The sequence below is a fragment of the Sphingobium sp. B2D3C genome (assembly GCF_025961835.1).
In the GTDB taxonomy this organism is placed as follows: Bacteria; Pseudomonadota; Alphaproteobacteria; order Sphingomonadales; family Sphingomonadaceae; genus Sphingobium.
Window position 1 is genome coordinate 1,136,077 of sequence record NZ_JAOQOK010000001.1, and the last position, 20,237, is coordinate 1,156,313.

The window sequence follows — 20,237 nt, forward strand, 5'->3', positions numbered from 1 at the left end:
CTTGCAGGTCGGCGAGACGAGTCTTTCGAGCGCCGGAACGAGTCGGCGCGGCACGTATTTCGACTGCAATGGAATGCATTGAGCTATCATGTCGCGCTTGAGCGCGAAGGCTGCCAAGCCGGCCCGTACTGTGACGCTGGCGCCGCCCGCGTTTCGTCCGGTGCAACTGGCGACGTTGGTCGATGCCGTCCCGACAGGAAGCCGCTGGCTCCACGAAATGAAGTACGATGGCTATCGGCTAGAGGTGGCTATCGGCGATGGTAAGGCGCGCGCTTATACGCGCTCGGGTCTCGACTGGTCGGACAAGTTTGCCGACATCGTCGCGCAGGCCGCCGGGCTGAAGGTGCGCTCCGCCCTGCTTGACGGCGAAGCCGTCGTCATGGACGAGCACGGTCGGTCGAGTTTCCAGGCGCTGCAGGGCGCACTCAAGGGAGCGCCCGCGATCATCGACTTCATCGCCTTCGACCTGCTCGAACTGGACGGCGAAGACCTCACCAACCTGCCGCTGGTCGAGCGCAAGGCGAAGCTCCGCGCGATCCTGCCAGATGGCGAGCCGCGCATCCGCTTTTCCGAGCATATCGAAGGCAATGGCGAGAAGCTGTTGCACAGCTTCTGCGATGCGGGGCTCGAGGGCGTGATCTCGAAGAGGGCGGACGCGCGCTATATCGGGTCACGCTCGGGCGGCTGGCTCAAGACCAAGTGCATCAAGCGCCAGGAATTCGTGATCGTCGGCTGGACGCCGTCCGACAAGTCGCGCGCCTTCCGCTCGCTGATCCTAGGCATCCATGACAAGGGCGAACTGCGCTACGCCGGCAAGGTCGGCACCGGTTTCACGATGGATGAGATCCTTTCGCTCATGGAGCGGATGAAGCCGCTCGAACGCAAGGAGCCGACCGTAAAGGCGCCGCGCGCCGAGGTCCGTGGCGCACACTGGCTGAAGCCCGCGCTGGTCGCCGAGATCGCCTATACCGAGATGACCAACGAGGGCACACTGCGCCATCCGAGCTATCTCGGCCTGCGCGAGGACAAGAAGCCTGAGGCGGTGGTTCTCGAGACCGAGGCGCACGTCGCCGAAGTCGCGGCGCCTGCGGCCAGCAAGGTCAAGATCAGCAATCGCGACCGGGTGATCTTCCCGGAGTCGAGCATTACCAAGGGCCAGCTCGCAGACTATTATGCAGCGCTCGCGCCGGTGATGCTGCCCTGGGCCGGGAGCCGCCCGATCAGCCTGGTCCGCTGCCCTCAGGGTCGCGCCAAGAAATGCTTCTTCCAGAAGCACGATGCCGGCAGCTTCGGCGACACGGTCAAGCATGTCGGGATCATGGAGAAAGATGGCCATGAGGAGCCATATCTCTTCGTCGATACCAGTGATGGCCTGCTCACCTGCGTGCAGATGGGCACGATCGAATTCCATGGCTGGGGCGCGCGCATCGAGGATGTCGAGAAGGCCGATCGACTGGTGTTCGATCTCGACCCCGATGAGGGTCTTGACTTCGAGGCGGTGCGCAAGGCCGCGTTCCACTTCCGCGATATCTTGAAGTCGATCGGGCTCGAGACATTCCCGATGGTGACCGGCGGCAAGGGCATCCACGTCATCGCGCCATTGGTGCCGCAGGCCGAGTGGCCCGAGGTCAAGGACTTCGCCCGCCGCCTCGCCCAGGCGGTCGCACAGAGCGATCCCGCCAACTTCACCGCCGCCTTGCCCAAGGTCCAGCGCAAGGGCCGCATCTTTGTCGATTACCTGCGCAACCAGCGCGGCGCGACCGCAGTCATGCCCTATGCGGTCCGCGCCCGGCCCGAAGCTCCCGTGGCGGCGCCGATCACATGGAAGGAAATGGAGACGATCGACGCGCCCAACCATTTCCACATTGGCGACGCGGGCGAACTGGTGAAGCGTGCATCGTCGAAGGTGCTGGCCGGCTGGGGCCGCGCCGACCAGGTGCTGCCCGACCTGTGAAGATCGCCACCTACAATGTGAACGGCGTCAATGGCCGGCTTGCGGTGCTGCTGCGCTGGCTGTCAGAGGCCGAGCCGGACATTGTCGTACTGCAAGAATTGAAGGCACCGCAGGAGAAGTTCCCCGAGACGGCGATCCGCGACCTTGGCTATGATGTGATCTGGCACGGGCAGAAGAGTTGGAACGGCGTCGCGCTGCTCAGCCGTGTCGGCGAGATCCACGAGACGAGGCGCGGCCTTCCCAGCGACCCCGACGCGACGCAGAGCCGCTATATCGAGGCGGCGGTCAATGGCATCCTGATCGGCGGCCTGTACCTCCCGAACGGCAACCCCAGGCCCGGCCCCAAGTTCGACTACAAGCTGAAATGGTTCGACGCGCTGATCGAGCATGCCGCGAGCCTGCTGGAAAGCGGCCTGCCGGTCCTGCTGCTGGGCGACTTCAACGTCATGCCGACCGAACGCGACGTCTACAAACCCGAGCGCTGGCTCGACGACGCGCTGTTCGCGCCGGAGGTACGCGCCGCCTTCTTTCGCCTGACCGGCCAGGGCTGGACCGACGCCCTGCGCACCATCCATCCCGACGAGACGATCTACACCTTCTGGGATTATTTCCGGAACGCCTATGCGCGCGATGCCGGATTGCGGATTGATCACCTGCTGCTCAGTCCGGCGCTTGCCGACCGGCTCGTCGATGCGCAGGTCGACCGGCATGTTCGCGGCTGGGAGAAGACCAGCGACCATGCCCCGGTCTGGATCGAACTGGCCGACAAGCCAAGGCGCAAGCGTCGCAAGCCGGCGAGCTGACCCCGCTGCCAGGTGACCCGGGACTGGAGACGAGGTCTACAGCATCTCCAGCGGACGTCGCCCGCGCGGCAGGGGAAATGCCACGTCGAGCTGCGCGAGGATGTCCGCATCGAGCGCAATATCGGCGGCGGCGCGATTCTCGCGCACATGCTCGACCGTTGCCGTCTTGGGAATTGCGATCAGGCCGGGCTGTCGCAGCACCCAGGCGAGCGCCAGCTTGGCTGGGGTCACGCCCAGGTCCGAGGCGAGGGACTGAAGCCGGTGATTGCCCGGCAGGCGGCCCTGCTCGACCGGGCTGTAGGCCATCACCGTCATGCCATGGTCATGCAGCCACGGCAGGAGATCGTGCTCCGGCCCGCGGCGGGTCAGGTTGTAGAGGACCTGGTCGGTAGCGCAGGAGGAGCCGCCGGCGGCCACCAGTTCTTCCATATCGTCCGTGTCGAGATTGCTGACGCCCCAGTGGCGGATCTTTCCGCCCCGCTGCAGGGCCTGCATCGCCTCGATCGTCTCCTTCAGCGGCACGCTGCCGCGCCAGTGCAGGAGGTAGAGGTCGAGCCGGTCGGTGCCGAGCCGCTTGAGGCTTGCCTCGCACGAACGCGGCAGCCGGGCGCGGGAGGCGTTCTGCGGATAGGCCTTGCTGACCAGGAACACCTCGTCGCGCCGGCCGGCGATCGCTTCGCCGACCAGTGTCTCGCTCGCGCCCTCGCCGTACATCTCGGCGGTATCGATCAGCGTCATGCCAAGATCGACACCGGCGCGCAGCGCGGCCATTTCGGCGTCGCGACGGTCCTTGCGCTCCCCGATCATCCATGTCCCCTGTCCGAGGCAGGGTACCTGCTCGCCGCCTGGCAGATCGATATTGCGCATGGACGTCTCCGGTGGCTGGTCCGACAGTCATAAACGCACGGGCGCCACTTCCGCGCCAGCGCAGGCCAATTCATGCGGTCGGCCGGCTGCGGCAGCCCGACGACGCGTTCCCAGGCCAAGGACGTAGCGCAGCCGCTGGAACGGCGAATGTACCGAGCCGTTCAGAAGAATAGATGACAGCCTTACTGGGAAACGATCGAAGTGACCACGCCGGGAGAACCTACCACGCCGCCGATGAACCGGGCGGAGCGACGTGCGCTCAAGTCAAGGAACCGCGAGCGCGCACCGCGGAATTGCCCGTGCTGTGCCGAACCTCCCGACGCTCATGAACACCCGCTCGGCCATGCGGTCGAACAGACGACGGCTGTCGGCAGCGCTTCCCAGCACGGTTGAGCTGGTCGCAGACAGGTGCGGCCCCACGGTATCAGCTTACACCAGCGGACCAGTCAGCATAGGGCGTGTTGCGGGCCATGTGGCGGTTGAGGTCGGGCGCGCCGTCGTCCCACCAGACGGGTCCCCGCTCGCCGAGCGCGATCTTTGCACGATCGACGGCAGCGTGGGCGGCCGCCTCGGCGTCTGGGTCGCCGGCCCGGCGCGCCCTAGCCACCGCGCGCCGCGCGGTCATCAGTTCCTTCACCAGTCTCTCGCGCAGCTCGGGCACGAGCGCCGGGTTGCTGGTCCGCCACAGACGCCCGCGCACCACGAAGTAACGGCCATCCGGGGTTGTCGGATAGGCCTTGGCATCGCGCGCAAGGCGGACGCGGCCTGGCTTGCTCACTGGTTCGCGGCCGACTGCCGTGCCCAGCTGACGATCGCCTGCAGCGGCATCGCGCCGGACTGGCGGGCAACCTCGCGCCCCTTGCGGAACAGGATCATCGTCGGGATCGAGCGGATGCCGAAACGGCCCGCGATCGCCTGCTCGCTCTCGGTGTCCAGCTTGCCGAGCCGGAAGCCGGGTTCGAGCTCGCGCGCGGCCGCCTCGAACGCCGGCGCCATCTGGCGGCACGGGCCGCACCAGCCTGCCCAGAAGTCGACGAGGAGCGGAATGTCGGCGCGGCTCGCATGGGCGTCGAAATTGGCTGCCGTCAGCGTCAGCGGCCTTCCGTCGAACAGGGCGCGATGACATTTGCCACACTTGCCGCCAGCACCGAGCTTGTCGCGCGGCACGCGGTTCGACGCCGCGCAGTTCGGGCACGCGATGATCAGTGCCTCGGTTGCGGCGCTGGCCACGGGGTCAACCCTTCTTTTCCGGAAGGCCCTTGCGGTCAGTGCTCGCGAACTCCTCGAGCTGCTTCTCGCTCATCGACTCCTCCATCTGCTTCGACGCGCCCTTGAGCTTGGACTTTGGCTGGTCGCCACGCTTGGCGGCAAGCGCCGCGCCGGCGGCTTTCTGCTGGGCCTTGGACGTTGCGGGCATTGGTTCTCTCCTTTGGTAACCTTGTGCCGATCAAACTCGCCAGGCCCGGAAAGGTTTTCGTGCGCTGGCCAGTCAAGAACGATGTGGCCCTCGGTCGGACAGGCTGCGAAAAGTGATGGACCAGCGCGGCACCTCCATCGCGGCGATGCTGTGCTCCCAGTGGTGCCGCACCTCGCCCGACAGGTGATAGATTGAGCGTGGGACAAGCTCGGCTTTGGCGCGCTCGAACCCGGCGGGCGAGCGGCAACGCAGGCGCAGTACCGCGGCATTGCCGAGCGAAATCCCGACGACGTGCTCGAACACCGGCCGGTCCTTGTGCCAGCCGATCCCGGCGCCTGGATCGTAGCGGATCAGCAAGGCCTGGACGAGATCGTCGGGCGCCAACCCCGCGAACCTCGCCGCCCGTGCCTTCACGGGCTGGAGCCAGTCGGGAATCGGATCGGTGGGGGCGAAGCTGTGGCGCTCGAAGTCGTAGCTCCAGCCGAAGCTGTGCGTGAGGCGCTTGCCGGTCCACTGCTGGAACTTGAACGGCGTGAGCCGCTCGCCGTCGATGCGTGCAATCAGGTCCGCTTCCTCTGCATGTGACAGGAAATCCGCGGAGTACGAAAGCCCCGGCACCACCGGCACGTCGAACAGGTCGAGCATGGCGGTCATCGCTGCCGGCCCCGGCCGCCTTCCACGCCACCGGCACGACGAAGCAACTGACCGAGCGGCCGGCCGCCCAGCATGCAGGCCGCGACCACGCGATCGTAGCTGCGCCGCCCGGCGCGACAGACGAGCGTCTTGCCCATCGCCGCCCGTTCGAGCCGGCGCTTGGCCTCGGCGCCGCCGGCCTCATGCAGTTCGGGTGCGTAGAAGTCGGCGAGGCGGATCTCGATCCAGTGGTCGGGTCGTCCGGCAGGCCCAACGCAAAGCCCGTCCCCGTCACCGACATAGCGGACGGTGCCCGAGAACGTGGCGCCGTTGCGTGGAAGGGCGCCCTCGCACGGATCGGCGAGCGCAGGCCACGCCCAGAGGGCGACCACGGTCACCACGAAGGCAAGCGGAAGCCGGGACTTCACTCGTGGCCTTTCAGCGAAGCTGGCTGTCCTTGCTGCCGCGACGGTTGATCCCGGCGAAGATCGGTCGCTTGTCGCGTGCCGACTGGCAGGCGACGCAGGTGCGCGCGCCGGGGAGCGCCTCGCGGCGCTCCGGCGGGATGGGTTCGCCGCATTCCTCGCAATCGTCGAGCCCTTCGCCGGAGGGCATGCGCGCCCGGGCCATCGCCAGCGCGTCCTTCACACTGTCCTCGATCTGTTCCTGTACGGCGCCGTCGGGCGCCCAGCCATTGGCCATGTTCGGCTTGTCCTGCGGGTAAGATTGTCCTGGCTCCAATATAGGAAATCGATCTCGTCATTTCACGGTTCCACCGCTGCTTCGCACTTGCCGGACGATCCCGTTGTAGGCGGCATGGAGGCCCTGGCTTCGCCCGATATCGTGATCGGAACCGGCTGCTTCCCAGAAGGCGACGAGCCACTCGTCGGGACACCAGGGCCGCAGGTCCCATAATGCCAGCGACACCCCGCGCGTTTGCACCCTGCTCTTCGCGGCCGTCGCCTCGCGCAGGACATTGAGCGCGCGTTCGATCGTTCCGGCCGCACGCGCCGCCGTCGCGTCCTTAGTGAAAGTCATGGCTGCGGATGCGGAGGATTTCCTCCTGCTCCTGCGCGCTGCCGAACGGCGGCGAGGCGAGTGTGCGACCGCGCGGGAAGCTCGGGCCTCGCGGATCGGGACCACCACCGTGCGAGGCGCCATCGCCGCGCCCGGGGGCCACGGTGAAGTCCATGCGCCCGATCGAGCGTAGCATCGCGTCATGGTCGGTAATGCGGTCGCAGATGACATGGATAACCTCGCCCTCCTTCTGGAGGCGGCCGCGCATAGCGATCATCGACGCGGACATGACCTGCCGGCGATAGATCTCGAAGCGGTCGGGCCAGAGAATGCCCTGCGCCACGCCGGTCTCATCCTCGATCGTCACGAACAACACGCCCTTCGCCGAGCCGGGCCGCTGGCGCACGAGGATGACGCCGGCGACCTCGACATTGCGACCGTCGCGCACGTTCGGAAGGTCGGCACATCTCACGATGCGCATCTTTTCGAGCTGGCTGCGCAGGAACTGGAGCGGATGGCCACGCAGCGAAAGTTGCAGCGAGCGATAGTCCTCGACCACCTCGCGGCCCGCGGCCATCGGCCTGAGCGCTACATCCGGCTCCATGCCTTCAGGCGAGAAGCCGCCCTCGCGCGCATCGGCGGCTGCGAACAGCGGTAGCGGTGCTTCGCCCAGCCCCTTGACCTTCCACAGGCCCTGGCGCCGGTTCTCGTCGATGCAGTGAAATGCATCGGCCTCGGCCAGGCGCTCGATCGCGGCGCGCGGTGTCCCGGCGCGGCGCCATACCTCCTCGACGCTGTCATAGGGCGCAGGACCGCGCGCACCGACGATCGCCGCGCCATGGATATTGGCGAGCCCTCGCACCATGCACATGCCGAGCCGGACGGCGAGATAGCGGCCACCGGTCGGTTCGAGCGTACAATCCCAGTGGCTGTGGTTGATTGAAACCGGCCGTACCTCGACGCCGTGCTTGCGGGCATCCGTCACGATCTGTGCCGGCGCATAGAATCCCATCGGCTGCGCATTGAGCAACGCCGCGCAGAACACGTCCGGATGATGATGCTTCACCCAGCACGAGGCATAGGCGATCTTGGCGAACGAGGCGGCATGGCTTTCCGGAAAGCCGTAGGAGCCGAATCCCTCGATCTGCTTGAAGGTGCGCTCGGCAAAGTCCTTGGGATAGCCGCGCGCGATCATCCCCCCGACCAACTTGTCGTAAAAATGGCTTACGCCGCCGGTCAGCTTGAACGTTGCCATGGCGCGGCGAAGCTGATCGGCCTCGACTGGCGTGAACCCCGCGCCGACAATGGCGACCTTCATCGCCTGTTCCTGGAACAGCGGCACGCCAAGCGTCTTCTCGAGCACAGCGCGCAGCTCAGGCTTGGGATATTCCGGCCTCTCCTTGCCCTCGCGCCGGCGAAGATAGGGATGGACCATGTCGCCCTGGATCGGGCCTGGCCGCACGATCGCAACTTCGATGACGAGGTCGTAGAATTCCTTGGGCTTCATCCGCGGCAGCATCGACATCTGCGCCCTGCTCTCGATCTGGAAGACACCCAGCGTGTCGGCCTTCTGGATCATCGCGTAGACGTCAGGATCGTCGTCCTGCAGATCGGCCATGCCGATCTTAATGCCCTTTTCCTGCTCCAGCAGGTTGAAGGCCCGGTTCATGCAGCCGAGCATGCCGAGGCCGAGCACGTCAACCTTCATGAACTTGAGCGCGTCGATATCGTCCTTGTCCCATTCGATGATCTGCCGGTCCTCCATCCGTGCCGGCTCGATCGGGACGAGGTCGTCCAGCCGGTCTTGGGTCAGCACGAAGCCGCCCGGGTGCTGGGAGAGATGCCGCGGCGTGCCGATCAACTGACGCGCCAATTCCAGGGTCAGCTTGAGCCGGTGATCGTCGGCATTGAGGTTCAGGCTCTCGATCTGCTCCTGCGGGATGCCGTCCATGCTCCAGCCCCAGACGAGCCCGGTGAGCATCTTGGTCAGGTCGCGCGGCAGCCCAAGCGCCTTGCCGACCTCGGCAACCGCGCCGCGCGTGCGATAGCGGGTCACGACCGCGGTCAGTGCCGAGCGGTCACGGCCATAGGTTTCGTAGATCCACTGGATGATCTCCTCGCGCCGCTCATGCTCGAAGTCGACATCGATGTCGGGGGGCTCGCGGCGCTCACCCGAGACGAACCGCTCAAACAGTAGCTCGTGCTGGATCGGATCGATCGAGGTGACCCCGAGCAGATAGCAGACGCAGCTGTTGGCTGCCGACCCCCGGCCCTGGCAGAGGATACCGCGTCGCCGGCTCTCGGCGACGATCGAATTGACGGTCAGGAAGTATGGCGCATAGCCGAGCTGCCCGATCAGGCCGAGCTCATGGTCGATCTGGTCGCGGTAGCGCTGCGGCACCCCGTCGGGGAATTTGGTGGCGGCAGCTTCCTCGGTGAGCGCAGCCAGCGCCTCCTGCGCGGTCCGGCCCTCGATAACCTGCTCGTATGGATATTGGTACTGGATCTCGCCGAGGTCGAAGCTGCATTGCCGCGCAATGTCGGCGCTGGCCTTGATCGCATCGGGAAAAGCGGCGAAGCGGCGCTCCATCTCATCCGGCGATTTCAGGTTGCGGTCCATGAACCGCTCGCGCTTGAAGCCCAGCGTGTCGATGGTGCACTTCTCGCGGATCGCGCTCACCACATCCTGCAGCGGTCGTCGCTCGGCGCTATGATAGAGCACGTCTCCGGTCGCGACGCTGCGGACACCTGCCGCGCGTGCTTGCGCGTTGAGCCGATGCAGCCGCTCGGCATCGTCCGGCCGCCGACGGAGCGACAGCGCGCAATAGCCTCGTGTGCCGAACACCTCGCGCAGGTCGTGAAGATGGACCTCCACTGCTTCGCCGGGCATGTCCGGCACGAGGATGCCGACCATGTTGTCGGCGTGCGCCGCGACGTCGGCCCAGTTGAGGATGCACCTGCCTTTCCCGCCACGCGCCTTGCCGATCGACAGCAACCGCGTGAGCCGCGACCAAGCCGGCCGTGTCCGGGGATAGAGCAACAGCGCACGGCCATCGGCCAGGTCGACGCGCGCGCCGGGGATCATGCGGACGCCGGTCGCCTTCTGGCCATCCCATCCCCGCACCACGCCCGCGACCGTGCTCCAGTCGGACAGGCCCATCGCCGCGTGGCCCAGCAGCGCCGCCGCCGCGAACAGTTCTTCGGGTGAAGACGCGCCGCGCAGGAAGGAGAAATGGCTGGTGACCTGCAGTTCGACATAGGTGGCCATCAGCCGAACATCCCGTGCATGTACCAGCTAAGATCGCCGGTCGGCGCATCGACGCCGTCACCTCGACGGAACAGCCAGAAACGCGCACCGCCCTCGGCCTCAACCCGGAAATAGTCCCTGACCGCCCACATCTCCCTGGTGTTGCGCCACCATTCGCCATGGACCCGCTCGGGGCCGTCACCGGCGACGACGCGGTAATTCTGCCGGCGCCAGGTGAAGCGGCGCGGGGGATGATCCGGCAACAGCGCCACGACGTTGGAGAGCGGTTCGGGCCGCTTGAGCAGCCGGACCGGCCGCTTCCAGGCCGGCCAGCCGTCCGGAGCGTCCAGCGGCGACACGCGGCGCATCGCGCGTTCGGGCACATCGCTTTCCTCCGAGGAGATGCGAAACAGCGCAGACGCGCCGGCACGCGCGCCGAGCTGATCGATGAGCGGCGCAAGATCGCGCGCCTTGCTCGAGGTCTCCAGCAGCGCGCCCGCGACTTGGGCGCCGAGCGGCTCATGATGCGGAACTGCAAGGTGCATCGCCTCGATGCCAAGGCCCGGCTCAAGTTCGCCCATCCTGAGTGCGAACATGCGCCGGAGATGCTTATCGTCACGTGTCGCCCGCGATGCGCCAACAGCCAGCCGCTGAGCCTCGCCATCGACGCGATCGGCAGTGAGAAGCACGGTCCTGGCACCGAGTCCGCGCGCCCGAAGCAGAGCCACAAGGTCATCGACAAGGTCGCCGATCACCTGCGCGATGCTCTCGGGCGTGGCGATCGGCTCGAGCAGTCGACGCGCGACCAACGGCGTCTCGGTCGGCACCACCGGGATGATCGGCTCGGCCAGGCCCCCGCGCGCCTGGTCCAGGCGATCGACGGCTTTGAGGCCAAGCCGGCGCGCGAGCGGACTGCGCGGTATGGGATAGAGGTCCACAATCCGCTCCAGGCCGAACCGTGCCGCTGCGGCCAGCGCGTCCGATTCGAGGCGGAGCGCTGCCAGCGGCAGGTCCGCGATTGCCTGCGCTTCTTCTCCGACACCGAGCAGTGTGACTGGGTTCGAGCCGAAGCGGGCCAAGGCATGCGCCGCGCCCGGCGTGCCGGCGATGGCTATCCGGGCAGTGAAGCCGAGGCGCTTCAGGAACATGAGCAACCGACGGCAGAAGCGATCCTCGCCGCCGAACAGATGCGTTGTTCCGGTGAGGTCGAACCACAATCCGTCGCTACCGGAGACACTGGCAGTGGGCGTCCATTGCCGGGCGGCATGAAGGGCGAGCCGGTCGAGAAGCGCGCGGTCGGCTTCCGGCTCGGCGTCGCGCACGTCGAGGTCGGCAACAAGGGCTCTAGCATGCGCAGCCGCCATGCCGGGCCGCAGGCCTTGTTCGAGCGCGACAGGGCACGCCGCGGTGATTACGTCGCGCTGCCCCGTGCGGGTGACCAGCACCGTGGGATTTCCCCAAAGGGTTGCCCAGGTCAGCGGCGCGGCGACTGCGCCGGGCCGCCCGTCATCGGGACGCATGGCGCGAAACGGATGGTCGGCATGCTCGCTTCGCCGGCCCATCTCGCGCATCGTCGGCCGCTGGTGCGCCGGCAGGGCGTCGATGTCCGACGGTGAGGGCCGACGTGCGAGCGCTCCGTCACGCGCCCAGCGCGCACCGGGTCGCCAGCCACCGCCGCGCGGTACCGAGCAGGCGCCGGGATCGTCGTCGATGGGCTCGGGTAGGCGCGGCCCAGCCGCTCGCGGCCCGTCAGGCGGCGGAGCTGGTCGCTCTTGCCTGCGCAGCCGTTCGATCGGCAATTGCGGCAGGAAGAGCGAGGCGACCCTTGGCATCGCACGCCTCCAGTTCGAGTGTGAAGGGATCGCCGTTCCGTTGCCGGGCCAGTTCGACCCGCCAGCGCGGCCGCCCGACACCGGGCCAGGGCAGCCGTTCGGAAGCGATGCAGCCAACCCGCCAGCGCGTCATCGCCGACGAGGGCGTGGTAAGCGGGCACCGGTCACGCGAGCGGTGGCGGCGAAAGAGCAGCATCGGCGTTTGGCCGTCGCAGGCGGCGAGCTGCAAGCGGCGGGTCGCGGTCATGTCGGCGGCCTTCACCTCCGCAATCACGCAGGCGAGCGATCCGTCGCGAAGCGCATCCTCGGCCATCGCAAGGACTTCGGCATCCTTGCGGCCCTGTGCATAGAGCAGTTTCTCTGGACCAAGGCCCACCTGTTCAAGACCAGGCGCGTAGAGATCGAAGGCAGTAACCGCCCAGAAGACGTTGAAGCCTGGCTGATCGCAGAAACGCGCAGCGATTCCCGCCAGGAACAGCGTCGCGGCCGCGTCGTCGTTCAGGCTCGCCGTGGCGGCGGCAATCTCATGAAGGCCGCTGGCGTCCAGGCCATGCTCGGCAAGCCGGGCGTCGATCTCCGGGAGCCCGAATCCGAGCGCCGGCCCGCGTGTCGTGCGCACGACCGCAAGCTCGGCGCGAAGCGCGGCGAGCATCTCGGCCGGGGGCCAAGGCAAGGCGGAAGGTTGTACGGACATCGGTCAGCATCGACTCACTTGTTCCCTTTATGTTCCGATGAGTCTGGCTTTTCGTCAAGCGGGTCGATGATCGGCTGGTCGTTACAGCGCCAGTTTAGGCTGTTCGGCCTCGCCGGGTGGCAGCGGATAAATCTGGGTTACCGTGAGCATGCCTGTTGGCAGGTACTCGAGGACATCCTCCGCCGGCACCTTAGGGTTCAGCCAGTCCGCCCACCGGTCACGGGCAAGCGGAATGATCTGGCGGTGGTGGTATGGCTTGATGTCGTCACCCGCATCCATGGTGAGCAGGGTAAACGCTTCGCCGACCTTCGGATCGGCCTGCCAGATGCCTGCCATGCAAAACCAGCGATGGCCCTTCATGGTGAACAGCCACTTGTCGAGCCGCTTGTCCTTGGGCCGGGGCACGACCGGATTGGTGAATTCGTAGAAGCCGTCGCAGAGGATTAGGCAGCGGTTGATGCTGAGGTCGGGCGCCTTGCCGCCGAAGCCCTCGGAACGGAAATTATAGACGGGGCCGCTCTTGCCGGGCCAGCTCCATCGCCGGTTGATCAGCTCGCCGACCGCACGATAGTTGCCCGGTGGTCGCTCAACGGCGCGGACGATCGGCGCGACGTCGGTCATCCTGATGTCGGCGCGCGGGTTATCCTCCGGCACGCCTTCTGGCGTCTCAATGTTGATTTCGAGGTCGTCGAAATCCTCCATGATCGAGGCGATCTCGACTTCGAGGCGATAGTCGTTGCACATCCTCTGACAGCTAACTCCAAATCCTTGCGACTCAATTTCGTTCCAGTTATGTTCTTATCATGAGCGCTACCGCAACCCCGTTCGATTCGGATGCGGCGGAGGGCACCCTTCGTCCGATCATTCGATACAAGCCCGACGGCTCGGGCAAGAAGGAAGTCGTCAACGCGCACTGGGGCACCAACCCACGGTTCTGTGACGGCATCGAATATCGTTTTGTACGGTCTGAGGGGAAGACTTTTCCCTCACACCGGTGCCTGATCCCGGCCTCGGAATTCCGGATGAAGGTGGACAAGAAGGATTATCGCGTCACGCTTGATGACGGCAATTTCTTCTATCTAGCCGGCGTGTGGGAGCCGCCGATGGCCGGCTGGCCGCTTGCGTTTAGGATCATCACCGTCGCCGCGAACCCAGAGGTTGCTCGCTACCAGGAGCGACACGGGGCAATCATCCTACGGCGCCAGGTTATGGATTGGCTCGACGGTACGATGGCCGAACCAAAACTACTTGCAACGCCACCGGCACATCTGTTTGTGGTCGAAAAGATCGGCGCTGGAAAGCCCGTGCAGATCGATCTGGCTCATTAGCTCACGGCCTTCTGCGACATCTTGATCGTGACATTTGACGCGAAGGTGTGATCGCCGACGCAGGACCAAATGCTGTGCCGTAACCCCCGACTGGTGTGCGCACCGATTCGAGATTGCCGAGGCGGATTTGGTGTGCACCGTGGATAGGGGCCACCAGATTTGCGACAGCGCATGCCGGATCTCGCATTTACCGGGTCAAGCAATAACACATTCTGCCTGCATTAAATGTGGCCAAATCGGCGATCCATCGTTATGGATTAATGCATCCGCAATTGCGGATAGGGGGGCCGTATTTAGTGACGCTCGTGATCACCACCTGTACAAATCGCAAGCGCAAGCCGATCCCCGACAGTCTCCATGTGTCCGCGCTGCCGCAAGCGCCAATCGCTGATGTCGCGTCCGACTGGGTCGCACGCTTGTCAGCGGCGGCCGATGTGTTTCCCGCACGCGATATCTACGGCGGCCGCTCGTTTCAGGAAGCCCAACTCGCCGCCCATTTGCTCGATGCGCGGGTCCTGATTGTTTCGGCCGGCCTTGGGCTTGTGTGGGCAGACATCCGCGTGCCGCCCTATGCCTGCACCGTGTTGGTCGATGCCGCCGACAGCATCGCATCGCGGGTGACGGGGGACTATTCGGTGGCTGGTTGGTGGCAGGCCCTCAGCGGGGCATCGCCCTTCTCCCAATCGCTGGCAGGGGTGGTTGCCGAGACTGAAGGGCTCATCTGCGCGGCCTTGTCGGACGCTTATATCGAGATGATCGTGAGCGACCTTTGCGCGTTGCCAGTGGAGGCCCTTGAACGACTGCGGCTGTTCACGCGCGCGCCCATGGATCGCGTAGCGCCGAACCTGCGACGCTACATCATGCCTTATGATGACCGGCTCGACGGGCCCGACAGCCCGGTGCGCGGGACGCGCGGCGACTTTGCCGGACGCGCGCTGCATCACTTCGCCGAATATATCATCCGCGAGGGTGATAATCGGTCGGCGGCCGAGCATGGCGCGGCAGTGTCGGCTGCGCTCGGTGGCTGGCGAATGGCGGCACGGTTCGATCGGCGGCGGCTTGAGAATTCTGAAGTGTTGGCGCTCATTCGCGACCATTGGGATGCCGAGCGCGGCAGCACCGCGCGGCTGTTGCGGCGCCTGCGCGACGATCTCGGCGTGGCCTGCGAGCAAGGGCGGTTCGCCGATCTAGCCCGCCAAGTGCGGGCGGAAAGGGCATGACCGCGCGCGAGCATCTCAAGGTCCGCGCGGTCCGCTCGGAGCAGGGAGAAGGGACTGGCGTGTTCGCCTTCTTTCTCTACGGCTCCGACATCAATCGAATCGCCGATATCAGCCGCATCCGCCGCGACGAGCAGGAGTTGAAGGGCTTTCAGCGACGTGAGATTCGCGATCACGTCAAGGAAATCACTGCGTTCCTCGACAGCGGCCCGGTGCTGTTTCCGAACGCGATCATCCTCGCCATGTCGCCCGAGGTGGAGTTCGCGCGCTCGCGCGGGCGCTCACCCGACGCGGCCTGCGAGGTTGGCGAGACCGGCACGCTCAAAATCCCGCTGTATCCCGAAGGCCATCGCGCCGCCTGGATCGTCGATGGCCAGCAACGCTCGCTGGCGCTCGGCGCCGCCAAGGATCGCTCGATCGCGGTGCCGGTGATCGGGTTCATCTCCGACGAACTCACGATTCAGCGCGAGCAGTTCATCCTGGTCAACAAGGCCCGCAAGCTCCCGACGGGGCTGATCAATGAACTGCTACCCGAAGTCAGCGTGTTGTTGCCGCGCAACCTCGCTGCCAAGCAATTGCCGAGCACTTTGTGCGAAGCGCTCAACACGGATCCCAAGTCGCCCTTCTTCAAGCTCATCAAACGCGAGTCCGACGCCAAGGACCGCGCCGGCATCGTCACCGACAGCGCATTGATCGAGACGATGAAGGCGAGCCTAAGGACGCCGGCGGGCGCGCTCGGTCAGTACAAGCATAATGGCGACGGCAACGACACCAAGGCGATGTACGGCGCGATGCTGCTATACTGGACAGCGGTCCGCGACACGTTCCCCGATGCCTGGGGAAAGCCCGCGACTGAAAGCCGCCTCATGCATTCGGCCGGCATTCGCGCGATGGGCGCGTTGATGGACACCGTCATGCTTCGCGCCGATGCCGCCGCCGACAAGGCGGCGGCGATCCGCGCGACCCTGCAGCGCCTAGCACCGCATTGCTGCTGGACTAGCGGCACTTGGGAAGGCCTCGGGCTGATGTGGAACGAGATCCAGTCGACTTCGCAGCACATCACCAAGCTCAGCGATCATCTGATGCATGTCGAGCGCGACCTGGCGCGTGCAGCGCCATGAAGTTCATTTTCGCCGACAGTCTTGACTATGTCGATCCCGCCTTCGACTTCATCGGCGACCGCAGTCCGGCCGAGCGTCAGCCCTATTGGGACGATGCCTATCCGCACGAGATCCTGGGATACGCCCCCTATGACGGTGTGCTGGTGTCGCGCGGGATCGTCGGCGACCACCGGGTCAAAGGCAAATATACCGCCAGCCAGGCACGCCGCTTCCATCTGGTCGGCGTGCGCAAATTCCTGCGACTCGACACGCCTCAGTTCGCGCATCTCGACATCTTTGGCGACTGCGGTGCCTTCACCTACGTCCAGGAGGAGCGCCCGCCCTACACCGCCTCCGAGATGGCCGAGTTCTACGACGAATGCGGCTTCACCCATGGCTGTTCGGTCGATCATATCATCTTTGATTTCGACCCCGCTGGTCAGGGAATGTCCGGCGGCACTGACGACGCCAAGGCGCGCTTCGAGATCACGCTCGAAAACGCCGATGCCTTTCGCCATGAAGCACTGGCGATCGACGCGAGCTTCACGCCCTTGGGGGTCGTGCAGGGTTGGTCGCCCGGCAGCATGGCCGAGGCGGCGCGGCGGCTTGTCACGATGGGCTATGACTATCTCGCGATCGGCGGCATGGTCCCGTTGAAATCGCCCGAGATCAAGCTGGTCCTGGAGGCGATCCGCGATGCCGTGCCCGCGTCGACGAGGCTCCATATCCTGGGCTTTGCCAAGGCCGACGATATCGACAGCTTCCACGGCTACGACATCGCCAGTTTCGATACGACCTCGCCGTTGATCCGCGCGTTCAAGGACGCCAAACAGAATTACTACCTGCCCGGCGAAGGGCTGGGGCTGCGCTACTTCACGTCGATCCGGGTACCGCAAGCGATCGAGAACCCCAAGCTGCAGCGGGGCGTCAAGAAGGGCATGTTCCGCGCCGAGGAACTGGTGCGGCTCGAAGCACTGGCGCTGAACTCATTGCGCGCCTTTGACCGCGGCGCCGCCGACCTCGAGGAAACGCTTCACAATGTCCTCGTCTACAGCGCACCGCTGGTCGAGGAGAAGCCCTACGAAGACTGCAAAGACAGCATTGCGCTGGCGCGGCTAGCGCAGCGCTACCGGATTACCTTGAGCGAGCGCCCCTGGAAACAATGTCCCTGCAAAATCTGCCAGGACGCCGCGATCGACGTGATCATTTTTCGCGGCAGCAACCGCAACAAGCGCCGCGGGATCCATAATCTCGCGGTCTATCACGACCATATTGAACGACTGGATTTGAAGCGTGCCGTCAACCCAAATGACTTACCTCGCCGTCTGTGCGCAGCAGAGCAGTGAGCACCAGGTGCTCAGCTTCGCGGCCACGGCTGCCGACGTCCTCCGCTTCGCCTCGATCGAGCGGATCGGGCGCGACGCGCAGGGCGAACTCAGCGGCTTCCAGCGTCCGCAGGTCGCCGCGCACATCCGCGAGATCCGCGATTATCTCGAACAGCCCAATTCGGTTCTTCCCAACCCGATCGTCGTTGCCTTCACCGACCGCGTCGAGGTCGAGGACCTCGGCAACGGCACCATGCGCTTGTCGATCGATATGAGCACCGGCGTCCCGGGTCTTGTTGTCGACGGCCAGCAGCGCCTGTCCGCGCTGGCCGAGGTCGATCGCGATTTCCAGATTTTCGTGTCCGCCCTGATCTGCCGCGACGAGGCCGAACTGCGCCGCCAGTTCGTGCTGATCAACAACACCAAGCCGCTGCCCAAGTCGCTGATCTATGAACTGCTGCCGACCGTGGACAATCTGCCGCCGCGGCTCAGCCGGCGGTCGGTCGCATCCGATCTGACCGCGCGCCTCAACTTCGAGAACACCGCGCTCAAGGGCTATATCAAGCAGCATACCTGCCCCGAAGGCATCATCGCGGACACGGTCATGCAACGGATCATCATGGAGTCGCTGACCAATGGGGTTATGCGCGAGATGATCCGATCGCCCAAGGGCGTGGAACGCTGTGTCCGGCTCGTCTCCAACTTCTTCGAGGCGGTGAAGAAAGTCTGGCCGGAAGCCTGGCACGGCCAGAAGCCCGCGACCTCACGCCTGCTCCACGGCGCGGGTATCCAGGCGATGGGCGATGTCATGGAAGTGCTTGCCCAGCGGTCCGAGGCGCGCAGCGTCGAGGAATTCCGCGAAGGCCTGGAATGTCTCAAAGACAAAACCGCCTGGACCAGCGGCGAATGGGAATTGTCGGGTGAGGTCCGCCGCTGGAATTCCTTGCAGAACGTCAATCGCGACATCGCACTGCTCAAACATTATCTGATCGGCATCGTGAAGGCCGACCAGCGCAAGCGCCGCAAGGCGGCGCCGGTGCCGCTCCTCGAACCCGAGGCGGGGACGGCGTGAGCTACGCGGTCAAGGAAATCTTCAAGACCCTCCAGGGTGAAGGCGCGCGGATGGGCCGTGCCGCGGTATTCTGCCGCTTCGCCGGCTGCAACCTCTGGTCGGGCCGCGATGCCGATCGCGCCACCTCGGTTTGCACCTTTTGCGATACCGACTTCGTCGGCATGGATGGCACCGGGGGCGGTCGCTTCGCCGACGCCGACGCGCTGGCCGATGCGATCGCCGCCGAATGGAAGGGTTCCGCCGCCAACCGCTATGTCGTGCTGACCGGCGGCGAGCCACTGCTTCAGGTCGATGACGCGCTGGTCGCAGCACTCCATGCCCGCGACTTCGAGATCGGGGTCGAGACCAACGGCACGCAAGCCCCGCCCGCCGGGCTCGACTGGATCTGCGTCAGCCCGAAGGCCAATGCCGACCTTGTGCTGCAATCGGGGCATGAGTTGAAGCTCGTCTATCCGCAGGAGACCGCCTTGCCCGAGCGGTTTGCGCATCTGGCGTTCGACCATTTCTTCCTGCAGCCGATGGACTCACCGACCGCCGCCGCCAATCTTGAGGCGGCGATTAGCTATTGCACCGACAACCCGCGCTGGCGCCTGTCGCTCCAGTCGCACAAGATGATCGGAATCCGCTGATGTTCGAACTCAGCAAGCAGTTTCGTTTCGATGCCGCCCACACCCTCGACCGGTCGATCGACACCGAATCGAGCCGGCGCATCCATGGCCATAGCTACCGCGCCGAAGTGACCGTGCGCGGCCGCCCCGATCCGGCGACCGGTATGATCGTCGATCTCGGGCTTCTCGAGCGGACCATGGCGGATGCCCGCGATGCGCTCGACCATCGCTTCCTCGACGAGATCAACGATCTCGGACCGGCCACAATGGAAAATCTCAGCCGCTGGATCTGGAACCGGCTCTTGCCGGAAGTGGGCAATCTGTTCAAGGTCAGCGTCTACCGCGACAGCAGCGGCGAAGCCTGCTCCTATTGGGGCGAGGAAGTCGCGGCATGACCAGCGACTCCGGCGCGCTCGTCCTCTTCTCCGGCGGCCAGGACAGCGCCACATGCCTCGCCTGGGCACTGGATCGGTTCGATACCGTCGAGACCGTCGGTTTCGATTATGGTCAGCGTCACCGCGTCGAACTCGACTGCCGCGAGGCATTCCGCGCATCGGTCGTCGGTATCAATCCGGCTTGGGCCGCGCGGCTCGGGCCTGACCATATGCTCGACCTGTCGATCCTCGGCCAGGTCAGCGAAACAGCACTGACGCGCGACGCCGAGATCGCGCTTCGCGATGATGGTCTGCCCAACACTTTCGTCCCCGGACGCAACCTCCTGTTCTTCACGCTGGCTGCCGCGCTCGCTTATCGGCGCCGCCTGCGGCACCTGGTCGGCGGAATGTGCGAGACCGATTATTCGGGCTATCCCGACTGCCGCGACGACACGCTGAAGTCGCTCCAGGTCACGCTCAATCTTGGCATGGGCAGCAACACCGTCGTCGACACGCCCCTGATGTGGATCGACAAGGCGCAGACCTGGGCGCTGGCTGAGAGACTGGGTGGCGCGCCGCTCGTCGATCTGATCCGCGACCACACGCACAGCTGCTATATGGGCGACCATGAAACGCTGCACGAATGGGGCTACGGCTGCGCTAGCTGCCCTGCATGCGATCTGCGACAAAAGGGCTGGGAGAGCTTCGTAGCACAGAGCGCAGCATGACATCGGCCGGGACAACCGGCG

22 protein-coding genes are annotated in these 20,237 nt (G+C 65.4%); 10 read left to right on the forward strand and 12 right to left on the reverse strand.

Annotated features, from left to right (window positions below):
• The first annotated feature begins 88 nt into the window (after positions 1-88).
• Positions 89-1,954, forward strand: a complete 1,866-nt coding sequence (ligD, locus tag M2339_RS05285) for a DNA ligase D (protein WP_264606231.1) — start codon at positions 89-91, stop codon at positions 1,952-1,954.
• Positions 1,951-2,757: an exodeoxyribonuclease III gene (gene xth / locus M2339_RS05290; protein ID WP_264606232.1), complete on the forward strand. Its 807-nt coding sequence runs from the start codon at positions 1,951-1,953 to the stop codon at positions 2,755-2,757. The genes ligD and xth overlap by 4 nt, the downstream gene beginning before the upstream one ends.
• Before the next feature lie 36 nt (positions 2,758-2,793).
• Here xth and M2339_RS05295 read toward each other — a convergent pair whose 3' ends face one another.
• From M2339_RS05295 to M2339_RS05350, 12 genes are all read right to left on the reverse strand, one after another.
• Positions 2,794-3,624, reverse strand: coding sequence for an aldo/keto reductase (locus M2339_RS05295; RefSeq protein WP_264606233.1), 831 nt, complete (start codon positions 3,622-3,624; stop codon positions 2,794-2,796).
• Positions 3,625-4,048: 424 nt separating this feature from the next.
• Positions 4,049-4,324 (reverse strand): hypothetical protein, encoded by a 276-nt coding sequence (locus M2339_RS05300; RefSeq protein WP_413714892.1) that lies wholly within the window; start codon positions 4,322-4,324, stop codon positions 4,049-4,051.
• 74 nt (positions 4,325-4,398) lie between these two features.
• A complete protein-coding gene (gene trxC, locus M2339_RS05305) occupies positions 4,399-4,854 on the reverse strand; it encodes a thioredoxin TrxC (RefSeq protein WP_264606234.1) in 456 nt (151 codons plus the stop codon).
• A gap of 4 nt (positions 4,855-4,858) precedes the next feature.
• Positions 4,859-5,041 carry a DUF3008 family protein gene (locus M2339_RS05310; protein WP_264606235.1) on the reverse strand — a complete coding sequence of 61 codons (183 nt, stop codon included), beginning with the start codon at positions 5,039-5,041 and terminating at the stop codon, positions 4,859-4,861.
• A gap of 72 nt (positions 5,042-5,113) precedes the next feature.
• Positions 5,114-5,695, reverse strand: coding sequence for an alpha-ketoglutarate-dependent dioxygenase AlkB (locus tag M2339_RS05315; RefSeq protein WP_264606236.1), 582 nt, complete (start codon positions 5,693-5,695; stop codon positions 5,114-5,116).
• Positions 5,692-6,075: a thermonuclease family protein gene (locus M2339_RS05320; protein WP_264606237.1), complete on the reverse strand. Its 384-nt coding sequence runs from the start codon at positions 6,073-6,075 to the stop codon at positions 5,692-5,694. Before M2339_RS05320 ends, M2339_RS05315 begins: the two co-directional genes overlap by 4 nt.
• A 37-nt stretch (positions 6,076-6,112) precedes the next feature.
• On the reverse strand, positions 6,113-6,376 hold the full coding sequence (locus M2339_RS05325; RefSeq protein WP_264606238.1) for a DksA/TraR family C4-type zinc finger protein: 264 nt from the start codon (positions 6,374-6,376) through the stop codon (positions 6,113-6,115).
• A gap of 57 nt (positions 6,377-6,433) precedes the next feature.
• Positions 6,434-6,712: a hypothetical protein gene (locus M2339_RS05330; protein ID WP_264606239.1), complete on the reverse strand. Its 279-nt coding sequence runs from the start codon at positions 6,710-6,712 to the stop codon at positions 6,434-6,436.
• Positions 6,699-9,959 (reverse strand): error-prone DNA polymerase, encoded by a 3,261-nt coding sequence (locus M2339_RS05335; RefSeq protein WP_264606240.1) that lies wholly within the window; start codon positions 9,957-9,959, stop codon positions 6,699-6,701. Before M2339_RS05335 ends, M2339_RS05330 begins: the two co-directional genes overlap by 14 nt.
• A complete protein-coding gene (locus M2339_RS05340) occupies positions 9,959-11,770 on the reverse strand; it encodes a DUF6504 family protein (protein WP_319801108.1) in 1,812 nt (603 codons plus the stop codon). Before M2339_RS05340 ends, M2339_RS05335 begins: the two co-directional genes overlap by 1 nt.
• A complete protein-coding gene (locus M2339_RS05345) occupies positions 11,688-12,422 on the reverse strand; it encodes an ImuA family protein (protein ID WP_264606241.1) in 735 nt (244 codons plus the stop codon). Before M2339_RS05345 ends, M2339_RS05340 begins: the two co-directional genes overlap by 83 nt.
• Before the next feature lie 123 nt (positions 12,423-12,545).
• Positions 12,546-13,208: an SOS response-associated peptidase family protein gene (locus M2339_RS05350; RefSeq protein ID WP_264606242.1), complete on the reverse strand. Its 663-nt coding sequence runs from the start codon at positions 13,206-13,208 to the stop codon at positions 12,546-12,548.
• A gap of 59 nt (positions 13,209-13,267) precedes the next feature.
• Between M2339_RS05350 and M2339_RS05355 the strand changes: the two genes are divergently transcribed.
• From M2339_RS05355 to queC, 8 genes are all read left to right on the forward strand, one after another.
• Positions 13,268-13,792 (forward strand): SOS response-associated peptidase family protein, encoded by a 525-nt coding sequence (locus tag M2339_RS05355; RefSeq protein WP_264606243.1) that lies wholly within the window; start codon positions 13,268-13,270, stop codon positions 13,790-13,792.
• Positions 13,793-14,088: 296 nt separating this feature from the next.
• Complete coding sequence (locus tag M2339_RS05360) at positions 14,089-15,012, forward strand: hypothetical protein (RefSeq protein ID WP_264606244.1); 924 nt, start codon at positions 14,089-14,091, stop codon at positions 15,010-15,012.
• Positions 15,009-16,130, forward strand: coding sequence for a DGQHR domain-containing protein DpdB (gene dbpB / locus M2339_RS05365; RefSeq protein WP_264606245.1), 1,122 nt, complete (start codon positions 15,009-15,011; stop codon positions 16,128-16,130). Before M2339_RS05360 ends, dbpB (M2339_RS05365) begins: the two co-directional genes overlap by 4 nt.
• Positions 16,127-17,455 carry a tRNA-guanine transglycosylase DpdA gene (gene dpdA / locus M2339_RS05370; RefSeq protein ID WP_264606246.1) on the forward strand — a complete coding sequence of 443 codons (1,329 nt, stop codon included), beginning with the start codon at positions 16,127-16,129 and terminating at the stop codon, positions 17,453-17,455. Before dbpB (M2339_RS05365) ends, dpdA begins: the two co-directional genes overlap by 4 nt.
• A complete protein-coding gene (gene dbpB / locus M2339_RS05375) occupies positions 17,418-18,506 on the forward strand; it encodes a DGQHR domain-containing protein DpdB (RefSeq protein WP_264606247.1) in 1,089 nt (362 codons plus the stop codon). Before dpdA ends, dbpB (M2339_RS05375) begins: the two co-directional genes overlap by 38 nt.
• A complete protein-coding gene (gene queE / locus M2339_RS05380) occupies positions 18,503-19,135 on the forward strand; it encodes a 7-carboxy-7-deazaguanine synthase (RefSeq protein WP_264606248.1) in 633 nt (210 codons plus the stop codon). Before dbpB (M2339_RS05375) ends, queE begins: the two co-directional genes overlap by 4 nt.
• Complete coding sequence (locus tag M2339_RS05385; RefSeq protein WP_264606249.1) at positions 19,135-19,509, forward strand: 6-pyruvoyl trahydropterin synthase family protein; 375 nt, start codon at positions 19,135-19,137, stop codon at positions 19,507-19,509. The genes queE and M2339_RS05385 overlap by 1 nt, the downstream gene beginning before the upstream one ends.
• Complete coding sequence (gene queC / locus M2339_RS05390) at positions 19,506-20,216, forward strand: 7-cyano-7-deazaguanine synthase QueC (RefSeq protein WP_264606250.1); 711 nt, start codon at positions 19,506-19,508, stop codon at positions 20,214-20,216. The genes M2339_RS05385 and queC overlap by 4 nt, the downstream gene beginning before the upstream one ends.
• Positions 20,217-20,237: the final 21 nt, after the last annotated feature.

Excerpts from the sequence above, each read along its gene's own strand:
- dbpB (WP_264606247.1), top strand. The coding sequence starts at position 17,418 with ATGACTTACCTCGCCGTCTGTGCGCAGCAGAGCAGTGAGCACCAGGTG.
- M2339_RS05335 (WP_264606240.1), bottom strand. The coding sequence starts at position 9,959 with ATGGCCACCTATGTCGAACTGCAGGTCACCAGCCATTTCTCCTTCCTG.
- M2339_RS05350 (WP_264606242.1), bottom strand. The coding sequence starts at position 13,208 with ATGTGCAACGACTATCGCCTCGAAGTCGAGATCGCCTCGATCATGGAG.
- ligD (WP_264606231.1), top strand. The coding sequence starts at position 89 with ATGTCGCGCTTGAGCGCGAAGGCTGCCAAGCCGGCCCGTACTGTGACG.
- M2339_RS05325 (WP_264606238.1), bottom strand. The coding sequence starts at position 6,376 with ATGGCCAATGGCTGGGCGCCCGACGGCGCCGTACAGGAACAGATCGAG.
- M2339_RS05355 (WP_264606243.1), top strand. The coding sequence starts at position 13,268 with ATGAGCGCTACCGCAACCCCGTTCGATTCGGATGCGGCGGAGGGCACC.
- M2339_RS05340 (WP_319801108.1), bottom strand. The coding sequence starts at position 11,770 with ATGCCAAGGGTCGCCTCGCTCTTCCTGCCGCAATTGCCGATCGAACGG.
- queC (WP_264606250.1), top strand. The coding sequence starts at position 19,506 with ATGACCAGCGACTCCGGCGCGCTCGTCCTCTTCTCCGGCGGCCAGGAC.
- M2339_RS05345 (WP_264606241.1), bottom strand. The coding sequence starts at position 12,422 with ATGCTCGCCGCGCTTCGCGCCGAGCTTGCGGTCGTGCGCACGACACGC.
- M2339_RS05295 (WP_264606233.1), bottom strand. The coding sequence starts at position 3,624 with ATGCGCAATATCGATCTGCCAGGCGGCGAGCAGGTACCCTGCCTCGGA.
- dpdA (WP_264606246.1), top strand. The coding sequence starts at position 16,127 with ATGAAGTTCATTTTCGCCGACAGTCTTGACTATGTCGATCCCGCCTTC.
- M2339_RS05310 (WP_264606235.1), bottom strand. The coding sequence starts at position 5,041 with ATGCCCGCAACGTCCAAGGCCCAGCAGAAAGCCGCCGGCGCGGCGCTT.
- dbpB (WP_264606245.1), top strand. The coding sequence starts at position 15,009 with ATGACCGCGCGCGAGCATCTCAAGGTCCGCGCGGTCCGCTCGGAGCAG.
- M2339_RS05385 (WP_264606249.1), top strand. The coding sequence starts at position 19,135 with ATGTTCGAACTCAGCAAGCAGTTTCGTTTCGATGCCGCCCACACCCTC.
- M2339_RS05315 (WP_264606236.1), bottom strand. The coding sequence starts at position 5,695 with ATGACCGCCATGCTCGACCTGTTCGACGTGCCGGTGGTGCCGGGGCTT.
- M2339_RS05330 (WP_264606239.1), bottom strand. The coding sequence starts at position 6,712 with ATGACTTTCACTAAGGACGCGACGGCGGCGCGTGCGGCCGGAACGATC.